This window comes from Parabacteroides goldsteinii DSM 19448 = WAL 12034, from assembly GCF_000969835.1.
GTDB lineage: Bacteria > Bacteroidota > Bacteroidia > Bacteroidales > Tannerellaceae > Parabacteroides > Parabacteroides goldsteinii.
In genome coordinates, this window is record NZ_KQ033913.1 from 563,598 (window position 1) to 578,371 (window position 14,774).

The window sequence follows — 14,774 nt, forward strand, 5'->3', positions numbered from 1 at the left end:
GTAGATGTGTTAAATATGTTGAATTTGCGAGCCTGTTATCATGGCTGCTTCGTTCTTTTTGTAAACATAAATGGTGGATATGTAAAGCATGCTGCCATTGTATTTCAAAGCCGCGTTAATGTATTAAAATTAATGCTCAATTCAGTTCTTAATTTATAAATTTGCCTCGATTTGATAATGGTTTTTAACTGTCGGTAGAGAGTGGAAATGATTCCCTTTTGATTTTGGGATGAAGATATTTTGAACTTTATTTTATTAGAATTATGAGTAAATGTATTATGAAAAAGATCGTACATGTTCTATTTCAGTTGGTATTATGGGCGACGTTGCCTGCAATAGCCCAAACGTCGGTTGATGTGAATACGGTAGCAGAGTTAAAAACGAAAGTCAGTACTGCTACTGAGAATAGTGTGTTTGTGCTGACTGCGGATTTTGTGGAGGACTTTGACACGCAGGCTTCTTCTATTGATCTGACAATCAATTCGTCTGCAAAGATCACTATTGACGGGGCAAATCAAACCCTGAAAGCTGCTTTAAACAAACAGCATTTTACAGCCAACGGATCAGGAGAGGGAACATTGACTATTCAAAACCTGACTCTTACCGGATTAGTAAAAGACTCGGAATTAGTAGGTGGAGAATTCCCAAAAGACTGGAATCCGGATGCTTCGAATATTGGAGGAGGAGTAACTGGTAGTTTCCCTGGAGAATTAAAGATAATTAATTGTCTTTTTTCTAAAATGAGACCACCGGGAGCCGGCGTAAATGTTTCTTCCAAGAAAGTAACAATCAAGGAATCATCGTTTATCTCTTTAGGTATAACAAATTCGTATAATGGTGGATCTGTTATTTATACGAGGGGAAGTACTTCTTATGAAGTGGAAAACTGTACATTCGCTTATAATTATGCCAAAGGTGCCTGGGCGAATGCCTCAGCGATTATTTATATAACAGTGAATGTGGCCGATCTTATTTCCTTTAAGAATAGCCGTTTCTACAAGAATACGAATAATACAGCTGTAAAAGATGGCGCTGCTGGTGGTGGTGTTATCTCATTGAAAGATGCTTATCCTGAGAAGTTTATAGTTGATAATTGTGAGTTTGTTGGAAATGAGATAGACTCTTATGGCGAACTGGGGAACACTGCCGATGGAGGTGCTCTCTATTTTTATGTGCATAATGGAGGAGGAAGTTATCCGAACAGACCGGCAGTCGAAATAACAAATAGTACGTTTATAGAGAATACCGCTTTCGATGAGGGCGGTGCGATTGCTCTTGTCGGCCAATACCTGCTGAATGCGCAGGTGAAGAATAATACGTTTTATGGAAATGTGGCAAGGGGGGAACAGCGAAAAGGTTCGATTTTAGCCGATGGCATGGACGGAGGTGGTGCAGTAGAAGTCGATACCAAAGCGACGGCTGTTTTCGAAAATAACACAGTTATCAAGAATAATGCTTTGAAAGGAACTGCCTCTTCCGGAAATGCAGGAGGAGGTATTTCTGTATATGGCAGTGGTAAAGCTGCATTAAAGAATAATATTATCAGTGGGAATGTGAGTTCTTATAGCTATTCGGGAGGGTATCCTGATATTTATCCGGCAATCACTTCTTCTTCATGGTCATCAAAAACCGGTAATAATGTTATCGGAGAATCATTGGAAGATATCTTTGGCGTAGCCGATCCTAAACCTATCGCCTACGGCGACAAAAAGGCTGGCGATCCGAGATGGGATACTGCGAACGATGCTTTTTACGGTGTTATTAAAACGATACCGATCCTGCCGAATGACAAGAGCCTGGCCGACATACAGCCAAGTGGTCTTGCCGATGATACTGTCGATAACTCTACTTTGAGTGAACTGATGGGCAAAGACCAGAACGGCAATCCTCGTATTACGACCAGTGATGGCTTTTCGGATTCGGGCGCTGTCGAAATTCTCTGGGTACGTTTTAATGCCAATGGCGGAAACTGGACAGGTCTGGAGGCCAATACCTACGCCGGTGCTGATTATTACAACCAGAAAGATGGCAAGACCTCCTATTATTACAAGGTTATCAATAATGGAGGTAAAGTATCCAGCCCCACAACAGCCCCGGATAAATTGGTGCATCCCGAAGGTAAGACGTTCGTTAAATGGGTAACGGATGATGCGGAAGAAAAAGATTGGGTCAGCTCGGCCGCCGTGACGAAGAATGCGATGTATAAAGCCATATGGAAAGAAAATGCCTTGGAAGTAACCTATCATTCAAACTTCGAGCCCGACAAAACCTATAAGCATTCATATGATGAGGGAAAAGTAACTGTCGCCACCTATCCGGCAACCGCCTTGCCCATCCGTCCGAACCATATTTTCCTGAGATGGACGACGAATGCCGACGGCACAGGTACGGCATACCAGCCCGGGGCGACTTTCACGATTACAGAAAATACCGACCTGTACGCCCAGTGGGAACCCAACTCTATCCTGAAGCTGCAATGGTCAGTCTCTAAAACAACTCCGGAGATATTCGAATTCAACGATGTGGAGAACAACTCTACCACTTCTGTGATGGTTGGAACTCCCGTTTACGTCCAGATCAGACCGATAGAGCTTGACTACATAGATTACGACCGCTGGTCCATCGAATACACCGCAACGCCGGTTGATTACCACTACCCGATGGAAGAATCTATCGCAAAAAACCTTCGCTACGATTTCAACAAAGGGGAAGCTCATACGCTGGAAGGAACTTATTATTATAATGTAAGCAAACTGATCCTTTACAAGGATGGGGTAGAGGTTGCCACTTATATCTATCGTAACGCCACCTGTACCCACACCGTGATCATCCAGGCGAAGCCGATAGCTAAAATACCGGCTTTGCAATGGTCGGTATCGACCACCACTCACGAGCAATCTAACTTCCGTGACGTGGACGACCAGACAACAACGTCCGTGAATTATGGAACTCCTGTCTTTGTACAAATCCGCCCGATCGGACATGAAGACATCACTTTTGAACGTTGGGATGTTGAATACTCCGTGACTCCGGCGGAACATTATTATGGCATGAATCCAACCGTCAAGACCGAACGTCATAATTTCAATAACCGCGAAGCACATACGGAAATCGGCACATATGTCTACACTGTCACCAAACTGACATTGTATGACCTGTATGGAAACAAAATCGTCGAGACATACGATTATAACGACTCGCCCTACCGGCACACCATCGTCATCACAGACTGCGAAGACCCCGGTCCCGGCCCCGGCCCGCACGGCGCCCTGCAATGGTCGGTCTCCACGGCGTCGAACCAGCTTCAGGACTTCCGCGATGTGGACAATCTGACTACGACAAGCGTGGTGAAAGGCACACCGGTCTACGTCCAGATCCGTCCGGTCGGTTTCAACAATATCACTTATGACCGCTGGGAGATCGAATACACCGCCACCCCCGCCGGTTACCACTATCCGTTGGAGGAAGCCGTTCCGAGAACCGAGCGTTATACCTTCAACCGGGGCGAAGCCCATACGCTGGTCGGTACCTACGTGTATACGGTGACCAAGCTGACACTCTACAACGGTGAAAGCGTGGCCCTGACAGCCTATTACACCGAGCCTCCTTACGTCCACACCATCATCATCCGCGACGGCGGTATGATCGAACTGGGCGACATCGCCTCCCACTGCGGTTCGGAAAGCGAATTCAGAATACCATTCCGCCTGCTCGATCCGGACAATATCCTGGAATATTCCGTCCGCTTCTCCGACGAAGCGCTTAAAGCCGGCTTTACGGATTCCGACTATAAAGATGTGACTCCCGACTATCTCGCAGTGCCCGTTTATCAGATAATCGGCAAGGGCGTTTACACCGGAAACGTGTATGTGCGCAAGAAAAGCGACCCGGGCCTGGTGGAACTGCATCCGTTCGAAATCGAGATGCTGGAAACCACGATGATCACCAAACAACCGCAGTCCGTATACGTTTGTGACGGCGACGCCTTCACCCTGAACGTAGAAGCCCGTGGCCTGAACCTGACCTATCAGTGGTTCTTCAACAAAGAGGCGATCGAAGGAGCGACCTCGGCCACCTACCAGGCTGCCCTGACGTCCGACAAGGAAGGCTCTTACTACGTAGATGTATATGGCGACTGTGGAATGGAGAGCAGTGTGACGGTGACGGTGCGCAAGAACGGCCTGAGAGTCCTGGTGAAATGGAACGAATTCCTGTACATCACCAATCCGGACAACGAGTTTGTTCGTTTCCAGTGGTATCATGACGGGCAGAAAATCGAGAAGAACGGCACTTCGATCTACTACTCCGTGCCCGAGGGCCTGTTGGGCAGTTACTTCATCCAGGCCTACCGTGCAGACGACAGCCATGTGGTGAGTTGCCCGATCACGTTCGATACGCTGACACAGTTCCCCGTAACCACCGTTTACCCGACGATGGTGCAGAAGAACAGTCCGATAACCGTCAAGCTGGGCATGCCTGGCGAAGCCTCGGAGACGGCAGTCATCGAGATCTATAACCTGAACGGTCAGCTGGTCGAAAAGCAGTCGACCACGACAGTCGAAACCACCATCCCCGCGAATATGGCTTCAGGCAGCTACATCGTGAAGGTGACCACCGATTCAGGAAGAACAACAACCCATAAAATCATCGTAAAATAAGCTAACAGATATGTCAACAATAATTTCAAACATAAAGAAAACAATCTTTTTATTCGCAGCAGGCTGCCTTGCCACCACCGTTTCGGCCCAGCAAGGAACGGGTGGCAGAGAGCATAGCCAGTATAACAACAGCCAGCAGCAACAGCGCCAGCGTCAGGAATACCGCGAGGACTACCGGGAGGAAAAGAAAGATACAACGAAGACCTCTTACCTGACGGTATCGGGCGGCGTCGGCTCCTCTTCCTTCCGTTACAAGCTGAACTACCAGATCGAAGGTTTTGAAGAGAAAGGCAAGCGCAACGCTAAACCGGGGTATGAAATAGATCTCCGTTACAGCTACTTCTTCAACCGTCATTGGGGTTTCTCGACGGGGGTAGGTATCTCCCGTTATGCAACGACAGGCAAACTGACAGGTGATATGTCCGACGATAAATACATGAAACTGGGCAATATGACCGACGACGATGACTTCTCCGGCCACCCGCGTGAGTTCGAACTGCGTGCCCGATTGAAGAACCTGGAAGAGAAGCAGACCGCCTTCCTGCTGGATATCCCGCTGTTGGCAATGTACCAGACCCACTTCGGCGAAGAGGAAAAATGGGGCATGTACGCCGGTCTGGGAGTGAAGTTGCAGATTCCTGTCAAAGCCAAATACAAGGTCGAAGGCAATACAGCCAGCGAACTGAATGTTTCGGGTTACTACCCCCATATCCCTTCCGACGTGGGTTCTCCGTCGGAGGCGCCTGTTCCTCACCACGGCTTCGGCACGATCAACGATCCCGGCCGCGAGTTGGACTGGAGCGGAAAGAACAAACTGAAACTGGGCGTAGCCGGAACTGCCGAACTCGGTTTCCTGTTCACCCTGGGCGAAGACACCGACCTGTTGCTGGGCGGCTACATCGACTACGGTTTCACCAACATGAAGAAAAAGAAAGATCAGGGGCTATTATCCACTCCTGCATCTTATCATCCGGACGGGAACATGACGGTAGGAAAGGGTATTCCTTATAATGGCATGATGAATTCAAACGTAACAGATAAAGTGAAGGTTATGTCTTTCGGGGTAAAATTAGGGGTTAGGTTTAAATTGAATTAACGTCGCAATAAAAAAGGATGCATCCTCTTCGTCAAAAGGGTGCATCCTTTTTGAAAATAGGGTGTGTCCTCTTGTTTGGGGGAACGCATCTTCCGAAATATCTTCTTTATTTCTCTTTATGATTCATAATCAGCGTCGACGGCATCTTCTGCAACGCTTCGCGGCGGTGTTCAGAGACGTCGTTCCAGGTATCGTAGCTTATCAACATGAAATTATAGTTGCTGAATATCGCCGCTGTCATATCCTTGTCTGCCAGCAGCGACGCCTGCTTGGTCGTATCGACGAACTGGCGGATGGCATGTTTTATCTTTTCGCTGCCCGGAGTCGTCGAACTGCTGCGGTCGAGGATGCTGACCGATCCGTGGGTTGTCTTTAGCAACGTCGAAGCATATTCCAACAGGAAGAGATCCTTCTCCGAGTCGACCACCACGATCACATTGCTCGCTTTCACGAAGCCGCGGTTCACGAATACCCCCACGTCGCAATTACTTTTTCCGATAAACATTTTCGTCTTGTCTTTCAATAGCGCACCGGGGTAAAACCACGATTCGGGCGCCTTGAAACGGCGGAAGAAACGGTTGTAGAAAGAGGTGCGGTAGCGGTTCGCCTCGATGTCGTCCGGCTGGTTACTCATCGAAATGCCCGAACCCACGAGCAGGAAGTCGAAACCCTCCGTGTTTACGATGTCCGTGATATCCTGTCCGGCGTTGTTCGACACCTCGTAGCGCGTTTCTATATTGATTCCCAGCTTTTTCGCCCCATAGAGAATAGGCCCGAAGCTGACTTCCTCGAAGTTATCCGTGTGCAGCGGGTTCACATCCGAACCGACGGTGAGATGAAGCGCCGTAAGGTCCACCTGATGCCGGATATGGGCGAACATCTGGTAGGCTACGTCGAGCATGATCTGCCCGTTGCCCGCACGTCCGAACGAGAGCAACACCTTGAACGTGCCGTCGGCTACCTCCACCGCTTTGTATTCTTTGATCTTCTCGCGTGTCTGGAAGCAGAACTTGATGAACGAAACGAGCGGGATAGTCATAAATGTAGTCACTAGCGTCATCAATACCAGCATCACGAAGATGGATGGGGGCAGGATATGCATTTCGTAACCGATCGTAAGCACGACCAGCTCCATCAATCCCCTCGTATTCATCAGTGCGCCGATATAGAGGCTGTCTTTCCAGCTCTCGCCCACGAAACGAGCCGAAAACATGGCACCGCCGAATTTACCGATGATGGCCACCAGTATAAAGACGCCGCACATCCACCACAGGTCGGGACTATTCAGCAGCCCGATCTCTGTGCGTAACCCCGTCGAAACGAAGAACAAAGGGAGAAACAGGGCCAGCGATACATCTTCCACCTTTTCGGTCATGATCTTGCGGAATTTCACGTTACTTGGCATCACCACCCCCGCGATGAACGCGCCGAACAACGCATGCAACCCTAACATCTCGGTCAAATAAGCCGAAATGATGAGCAGGAGGAACATAAAAGCGACCAGGCCCTTGTCGATCACTTCCTTATTATGGTAAATATGTCCGATCATTTTCAGGAACGGACGGACGGCAAAGAACATGAAAGCGATATAAATGGCGGAGAAAAGAATATTATAGACCGCACTCAGCATTGACCCCGCCTGTGCGATGGCTATCACGACGGCCAGCAGGCACCAGGCCGTGATGTCACCGTTGGCTGCGCTGGCGAGCGAGATCGTCCCCAGATGCGTCCGCGTCAATCCGCGTTCCTGTATGATACGTGCCAGCACCGGGAAGGCAGTGATACTCATGGCGATACCTATAAACAGGGCGAACGATAGGAAGGGAGTGCCTTTGTCGGCATACGTGTCGTAAACGAAGTAGGCAGTAAGCATCCCGCAAAAGAAGGGCACAATCGTGCTTGTATGGCTGATTAGGATCGTTTCCTTTAATTTCTTCCGAACCTCGGTGATATCCAGCTCCATACCGATGGCAAACATAAACAGGATCAGCCCGAACTGGCTCAGGATAGTGATGTTGGCCAGCGACTCGACCGGGAAAAGGAATCCCGAAGCCTCCGGTAGCAAATGCCCCAGCACTGATGGCCCCAGTACGATACCGGCCACAATCTCGCCGATGACCGTAGGCTGGCCAATCTTCTGAAACAACCAGCCGAACAGGCGGCAGGTAATCAATATCGTAATGATCTGCAACAGCAGGATGCCGATAGGCGACTGGATATGATGCATCATCAGTTCCCAAAATAAGGAAAAACCTTCACTGAGGTTTTTAGGGGCGTCGTAGGCCGATGTCATGGCGCTTTCAATCTGTTGGCTCTCTCCTTCTTTGGCGATAAAATACATCAATGAACCGAATACAAGGATCATCACTAAATAAAAGGCTATACTCTTTGTTCCTCTACTCATATATTGCATGGGGTTTGATGCAAAAGTAAGAAATATCCCGGGAATATCAATACGGTATCTTTTTTTCTTTTATCTTTGCGCTAAACCAATCTCAAATAAATCATGGAGTCGCTGAATCTAATAAAGAATGACCCTTGGCTTGCCCCTTATAAAGAGGCGATAGAAGGACGGTATCAATACGTGATTGACAAGGAAAAGAGCCTGACCAACAACGGGAAACAGACGTTGGCCGAGATGGCTTCCGGCTATCTGTACTTCGGTTTGCATAAAACCAACAAGGGGTGGGTGTTCCGCGAATGGGCCCCGAATGCCACAGCTATCTATCTTATCGGTACATTTAATGACTGGAAGAAAGACGAACGATATAAAATGAGACGCCTCGGATACGGTGTCTGGGAGATTGCGCTCGAAGAAGAGCTGCTCCGTCACGAAGACCTTTTCAAACTGCTGGTTGAGTGGGACGGAGGAAGCGGTGAACGCATCCCGGCCTGGATACGCCGTGTCGTGCAAGACGAACAAACTAAAATATTTAGTGCACAGGTGTGGAACCCAGTCAAGCCATATGCGTTTAAAAACAAACGCTTTAAGCCTGACACCGCCCCGCTGCTGATCTACGAATGCCATATCGGTATGTCGACGAACGAGGAAAAAGTCGGCTCATACGATGAATTTCGCCGCAACGTGCTACCCCGCATTGCCCGCGAAGGATACAACGCGATACAGATCATGGCGATACAGGAGCATCCTTACTACGGCTCGTTCGGTTATCACGTCAGCAGCTTCTTCGCCGCCTCGTCCCGTTTCGGTACGCCCGAAGAGCTGAAACAGCTGATAGACGACGCCCACGGCATGGGAATCGCTGTCATCATGGATATTGTACACAGCCATGCTGTTAAGAATGAAGTGGAGGGCCTCGGACGTTTCGACGGTTCCTATAATCAATATTTCCTGAGCGGTACACGCCGCGAGCATCCCGCCTGGGACTCGCTTTGCTTCGATTATGGCAAGAACGAGGTGTTGCATTTCCTGCTCTCGAACTGCAAATTCTGGCTTGAAGAGTATAAGTTCGACGGTTTCCGTTTCGACGGTGTCACTTCCATGCTCTATTACAGTCACGGATTGGGCGAGGCTTTCTGCAATTACGGCGACTACTTCAACGGACATCAGGACGGCGACGCGATTGCTTATCTCACCTTGGCCAACAAACTGATCCACGAGGTAAATAAGAACGCCATCACCATCGCCGAGGAAGTGAGCGGCATGCCCGGACTGGCTGCCAACTATGAAGACGGCGGCTATGGTTTCGACTATCGCATGGCAATGAACATTCCCGACTACTGGATCAAGACGATCAAGGAAAAGAAAGATGAAGACTGGCATCCCTCGTCCATCTGGTGGGAAACGACCAACCGCCGTGCCGACGAAAAGACAATCAGTTACGCCGAAAGCCACGATCAGGCACTGGTGGGAGATAAGACCATCATCTTCCGGTTGATAGATGCGGACATGTACTGGCACATGCAGAAGGACGACCACAACGCTGTTGTTGAACGCGGTGTGGCGCTCCATAAGATGATCCGTCTGGTGACCGCCTCGACCATCAACGGCGGATACCTCAACTTTATGGGCAACGAGTTCGGACATCCCGAATGGATCGACTTCCCGCGCGAAGGCAACGGATGGTCGCACAAATATGCACGCCGCCAGTGGGAACTGGTAGATAATATGGATTTGAAATATCACTATCTGGGCGACTTCGACCGCGAAATGATCGAACTGCTCCGTAGCGTGAAAAACTTCCAGTCTACCCCAATACAGAAGGTGTGGGATAGCGATGGCGACCAGATTCTGGCCTACATGCGCAAAGACCTGGTATTTGTGTTCAACTTCAGTCCGACGAAATCGTACACCGACTACGGCTTCCTGGTTCCTAAAGGCGAGTATGAAGTGATTCTCAACACAGATGCCCCCCGTTTCGGTGGTTTCGGCCTGGCGGACGATTCGGTGCGTCATTTCACACAATTCGATCCATTATTTAAAAAAGACAAAAAAGAATGGCTTAAACTGTACATTCCGGCACGCAGTGCTGTTGTACTGAGAAAAGTAAAGATAAAGAAGTAATCAAACAACAAAACACACAGTATGTTATATCCAATGACTTTTAAGCCTATCCTCAAGAAGATTATTTGGGGAGGCTCAGACATCTGCCCATTTAAGGGCATCACACCGGTTGAAGAAGGTATCGGTGAAAGTTGGGAACTTTCGCATGTAGAGGGTAACTATTCCATCGTCGATAATGGTGACTTGGAAGGCAAGTCGCTCGATGAACTGATTCGCACTTACGGCAAGCAGTTGCTCGGTGAGAAGGTAATGGACCGGTTCGGCTCTACTTTCCCGCTGCTGATTAAGTTTATCGACGCCCGTGATGACCTGTCTATCCAGGTGCATCCCAACGACGAGCTGGCTATGAAACGCCACAATTCTTTTGGCAAGACCGAAATGTGGTACGTAATCAACGCCGCGGAGGGAGCTGGCCTCTATTCCGGTTTCTCCCAACAAATTGACGCAGAGGAGTATGTGAAACGGGTAGGCGATAACACTATCATGGACGTTCTCCAGCGTTATGAAGTGTCGCCGGGCGATGTGTTCTTCCTGCCTGCGGGGCGTGTTCACGCCATCGGTGCCGGATGCTTTATCGCAGAGATACAGCAGACCAGCAACATCACTTACCGCATCTACGACTACGATCGTAAGGATGCCAACGGTAACGGGCGTGAACTGCATACCGAGCTGGCCAAAGATGCCATCGACTATACCATGTCTCCCGACTACCGCACGCATTATAAGGCACATACCAACGCGACAGTCGAACTGGCCAACTGCAAGTATTTCACGACAAACCTGCTCGACCTCGATACGATGATGGTGCGCGACTTCTCCGAACTCGATTCGTTTGTCGTATATATATGTATGGAGGGTAAGGCTTCTATCCGCGACAATAAAGGAAACGAAATATTCGTTCATCAGGGTCAGACGGTGCTTATCCCGGCAGATACCGAGGTGGTGACGATTTCTCCGGCTCCGAATGCCAAATTCATGGAGACTTATATCGGATAATTTTCCGGGAAAAAGATAACAGTTTTTCCTGAAAAAAGGAATTAGGAAACAGAAACGACGCAGAAAACGCAGAGTTTCGCAGAATATTTTATTAATAATCAATATAATATCTGTGTTTCTCTGAGTTTTCTGCGTCGTATGCGTTCCCTGTTATTTTGTTAGGCTATGCTGATTTCCTCATGACCTTATTGGGGATAGGGGAATTGTGTCAGCCCGTTGTACATGAACCGGTAGGTGGGGACATCCAGCCCCAGGGCTTCCGCCTCGCGGATTACGTAGCCGGTCAGTGTCTCGATTTCCGTCTGGCCTCCGCGCTTGAAGTCACTGTGCATTGAAGTGGTCGCACCGTTCGGCATCATCTTTTGGGCCTGGATAGACGAGAAAACAATATCTTCCGGCAGTTTGATTCCTTTGGCTTCGGCAACGTCTTTTAACTCGTATCCCAGCGTGATGAACAGGTCGATATGATTTTCTATCACACTGTTAATCGGTTCGTTGAAGTAAGAAGTGATGGTTGCTGCCGTGGAGATCATAAAGAATTTCTTCCATATCTCGAGGTCGATGTCCTCCGGGTTGGTCGATAACACGCGGGCGGAGCTCAATATATTCCTTAACTCCAGTTGTTGTTCCTTATCCTTGCCGTTGAGTCCGAAAAACAAACGGTCCTTGAGGGTGAATTTCTCGATATATCCGGGCGAAACGAGCCGCGCACCTATGTAAACACAGCCTTTCCATATTCTGCTTCCGGGCAGTATTTTTTCTATCCGTTCGGCGATGTCGGCCCCGTTGAGCAGGGGTAGGATGACAGTCTCCGGACTGATGACCGGCTTCAGGTGACGGATATTTTCTTCCAGATCGTAGCTTTTCGTGCAGCAGAGCAGGTAATCCACCGGACCTATCTCTGCCGGATTGTCGGTTGCGAGGGTTGGTATGGCTATTGTTTTCTTGAAAGATTTTTTTATTTCCAAGCCAAATTCTTTGATAGCCTTCAGGTTCTCGCCGCGGGAGATGAAGAAGATGTCCACATCCTCCGAATCCTGGTAGTGGGCAGCGAGCAACCCCCCGTAGTAACCCCCTACAGCCCCTATTCCGGAAATAGCAATTTTTATTTTACTCATATCAATTGTATAGGAGTTTTGAAGTTTATATTCTTATATATATGATGCCGCAAAGATGAAAAATAAAATCGAAACCCTTTATACGAGTTTGAGTTCTTTTAGAAAGTCGGGAAAACTTTGTTCAAAATTAACACCGAAGCGATAGTCGGTCTTTGCCTTGTAAGTCCGCCGGATGCTGTCGGTCGTAAAATGAACGGCAATGGCCGCCGCGTCGATCAGGCTGAAGTCGTTGAGCAAGGCCGACAGCAGGGCGCTGGCAAACACATCGCCTGTCCCGTGGTAATAACCGGGTATTTTCTGGGTGAAGACGTAGTCTATCGTGTCGGTCGTCCGGTCGTAGGTGGCGGCCCCCAGTTCGTCTTCCTTGAAATAAACGCCGGTCAGTACTACTTTCTGCGGACCCAGTGCGCCAAGCTTCCTCAGCAGGCTTTCGATATATGCGTGGGTGTAAGGCCCCGGATGGTACGGTTCGTCGAGCAGCAAGGCCGCTTCGGTGAGGTTGGGCACGATGATGTCGGCTTTTTGGCAAAGCATCCTCATGCCGGCTGCGAACTCGCGAGTGAAGACGGTGTACAGTTCGCCGTTGTCGCCCATAACCGGGTCAACCAGTATCAGGTTGTCTTCCTGCCTGAATGCGTCGAAAAACTCCTTAACGATGTCGAGCTGTTCGAACGAACCGAGGAAGCCGGTGTAGATGGCATCGAACTTTATGTCGAGCGACTTCCAGTGTTTCATGACCGGGCGCATATCTTCCGTCAGGTCGCGGTAGGTGTATCCGCTGATACCTCCGGTATGAGTGGACAGGATGGCTGTGGGGAGAGCTGATGTTTCAATGCCTGCGGCAGATAAAATAGGTAATGCGACGGTGAGTGAGCATTTTCCGAATCCGGACAGGTCGTGTATGGCTGCGACCCTTTTCTGATGTGTTTTATTTTTCATTCTGTTCATTTTTATATCAATACAACAATGGGTGTGCGGGAAATGTTGGAAGCCTGTATAGGGCCTTTTCCGCCAGCCGTTGCAAAATAAGCTGATTTTATCATAAAATGGGCCGGATTGTTATGAAATGAGTAAATTTCTTCTTTTTCGGTCTGTTTCCTCCTTTTCGGAGGGTTTGCTTCCGTATTGGGTCTACATTTATAAATATCGTAAATAAAATAGCCGGAGATTGTCGCAAAACATTGCGTCGGGCGGGATACCTTTACATCAAAGTTTTTAAGAGATGTTGTTTTGTGAGTTTGATTAGATGTATATAAATATTTTAGGTTAATGACTTTGGCTGAAACTAGTATCCTCCCCTTGGCGTGGGGAAGGACTGAAAAAAAACAGAGATCGATGTATGCCGTTCGCGCAGGCGAGCGTGGAACTTCACTTGTATGGGGTTGCGACGATTCATCGAATGGAGATAAAAAAGACCGTGAGGTGAGTTACAAATCTGATTATACAGGTGCTTTTATAACGGACTGGGAAGTCCCTATTGAGCCGAAGAGTCCTGGTGAGGACCCGCGAGCTGATTTTATTGTTGATTGGATTAACTAGTATATCAATAAATTCAATGTAATTGGTGAAATCATACTTTTTACTCTATAACGTTAATCCTCATATCTAATAACGTTGTATCCCAAGCCCTTCAGTGGGCAAACAACCGCTCTGTTCGTGAGAATAGGGCGGCTTTTGTATTTTAAAAGGCTCGGGTAAAAATAATTTGTATCGATTTAATGACTGCAAACCTTGCTGACATCTACCGTAAAACCATCATTCATAGGCATGAATTTCCCTTTTTCTTTCAAGAATTCGATTAATTCATCCACATTCATGTTATCGGCCGAGCAGGCATAAAAACGTTGTTCCGAACCGAATTTATTAATGATAGCTGCTCTCAGGCTGCTCTCTGAGTAACTGTTTCCTTCCATCATGAAAAGAACTTCATGTGCATGTAACTGTTCCATAAACTGATTATTAAATGATTTGAGACAAAAGTACACCATCTGTCCTTTTTAAATTGTAACATATGTGACAGAAAAGAATAAATTAAAATGATTAACAATTTATTAGAATCGGGATATCTGGAGGATAGATAATACAAAACAGCCTGTCATAGAACTTTCTATAACAGGCTTTTTGTGACCCGGGAGGGGCTCGAACCCTCGACCCAATGATTAAGAGTCATTTGCTCTACCAGCTGAGCTACCGAGTCAATCGGTTTTTTCTTTGAGTGACCTGGGAGGGGCTCGAACCCTCGACCCAATGATTAAGAGTCATTTGCTCTACCAACTGAGCTACCAAGTCAATCTGTTGCAATCCTTGTTTCCTGCTTGTGGACTTTGTTTCTCGATTGCGGGTGCAAAGATAGAGGTTTAATTTTTCTTTGCAAACTTTTC

At 48.1% G+C, this 14,774-nt stretch carries 9 protein-coding genes and 2 tRNA genes; 5 read left to right on the forward strand and 6 right to left on the reverse strand.

Translation table 11 applies throughout. From position 1 onward, the window contains the following. Positions 1-278 precede the first annotated feature (278 nt). Positions 279-4,658: a T9SS type A sorting domain-containing protein gene (locus HMPREF1535_RS15330; RefSeq protein WP_046146774.1), complete on the forward strand. Its 4,380-nt coding sequence runs from the start codon at positions 279-281 to the stop codon at positions 4,656-4,658. A 10-nt stretch (positions 4,659-4,668) separates the two neighbouring features. Next, positions 4,669-5,754: an outer membrane beta-barrel protein gene (locus HMPREF1535_RS15335; protein ID WP_046146775.1), complete on the forward strand. Its 1,086-nt coding sequence runs from the start codon at positions 4,669-4,671 to the stop codon at positions 5,752-5,754. Positions 5,755-5,860: 106 nt separating this feature from the next. On the opposite strand, the gene HMPREF1535_RS15340 is transcribed toward HMPREF1535_RS15335, so the two are convergent. Further along, complete coding sequence (locus tag HMPREF1535_RS15340; RefSeq protein WP_007652993.1) at positions 5,861-8,158, reverse strand: cation:proton antiporter; 2,298 nt, start codon at positions 8,156-8,158, stop codon at positions 5,861-5,863. A 102-nt stretch (positions 8,159-8,260) separates the two neighbouring features. Here HMPREF1535_RS15340 and HMPREF1535_RS15345 point away from each other — a divergent pair, with 102 nt between their 5' ends. Next, entirely contained in the window at positions 8,261-10,279 is a 2,019-nt protein-coding gene (locus HMPREF1535_RS15345; protein ID WP_007652994.1) for an alpha amylase C-terminal domain-containing protein, read from the forward strand. A gap of 21 nt (positions 10,280-10,300) precedes the next feature. After that, the gene (locus tag HMPREF1535_RS15350; protein WP_007652995.1) at positions 10,301-11,275 is read left to right on the forward strand and encodes a type I phosphomannose isomerase catalytic subunit; all 975 of its coding nucleotides are present in this window, start codon (positions 10,301-10,303) and stop codon (positions 11,273-11,275) included. A gap of 185 nt (positions 11,276-11,460) precedes the next feature. Here HMPREF1535_RS15350 and HMPREF1535_RS15355 read toward each other — a convergent pair whose 3' ends face one another. Together HMPREF1535_RS15355 and HMPREF1535_RS15360 are read right to left on the reverse strand one after the other, a co-directional pair. Further along, positions 11,461-12,393, reverse strand: coding sequence for a ketopantoate reductase family protein (locus HMPREF1535_RS15355; RefSeq protein ID WP_007652996.1), 933 nt, complete (start codon positions 12,391-12,393; stop codon positions 11,461-11,463). A gap of 78 nt (positions 12,394-12,471) precedes the next feature. Continuing rightward, a complete protein-coding gene (locus HMPREF1535_RS15360; protein ID WP_007652997.1) occupies positions 12,472-13,332 on the reverse strand; it encodes a pyridoxamine kinase in 861 nt (286 codons plus the stop codon). 396 nt (positions 13,333-13,728) lie between these two features. Here HMPREF1535_RS15360 and HMPREF1535_RS15365 point away from each other — a divergent pair, with 396 nt between their 5' ends. After that, complete coding sequence (locus HMPREF1535_RS15365; protein WP_232312432.1) at positions 13,729-13,932, forward strand: hypothetical protein; 204 nt, start codon at positions 13,729-13,731, stop codon at positions 13,930-13,932. Positions 13,933-14,108: 176 nt separating this feature from the next. Here the strand turns inward: HMPREF1535_RS15365 and HMPREF1535_RS15370 are convergent, their stop codons facing one another. The 3 genes from HMPREF1535_RS15370 to HMPREF1535_RS15380 form a co-directional block, all read right to left on the reverse strand. Further along, positions 14,109-14,342: a YecH family metal-binding protein gene (locus tag HMPREF1535_RS15370; RefSeq protein WP_010799837.1), complete on the reverse strand. Its 234-nt coding sequence runs from the start codon at positions 14,340-14,342 to the stop codon at positions 14,109-14,111. Between the two features lie 175 nt (positions 14,343-14,517). After that, positions 14,518-14,590: transfer RNA gene (locus tag HMPREF1535_RS15375), tRNA-Lys, on the reverse strand. Between the two features lie 19 nt (positions 14,591-14,609). After that, positions 14,610-14,682, reverse strand: a tRNA-Lys gene (locus tag HMPREF1535_RS15380). Between the last annotated feature and the right edge of the window lie 92 nt (positions 14,683-14,774).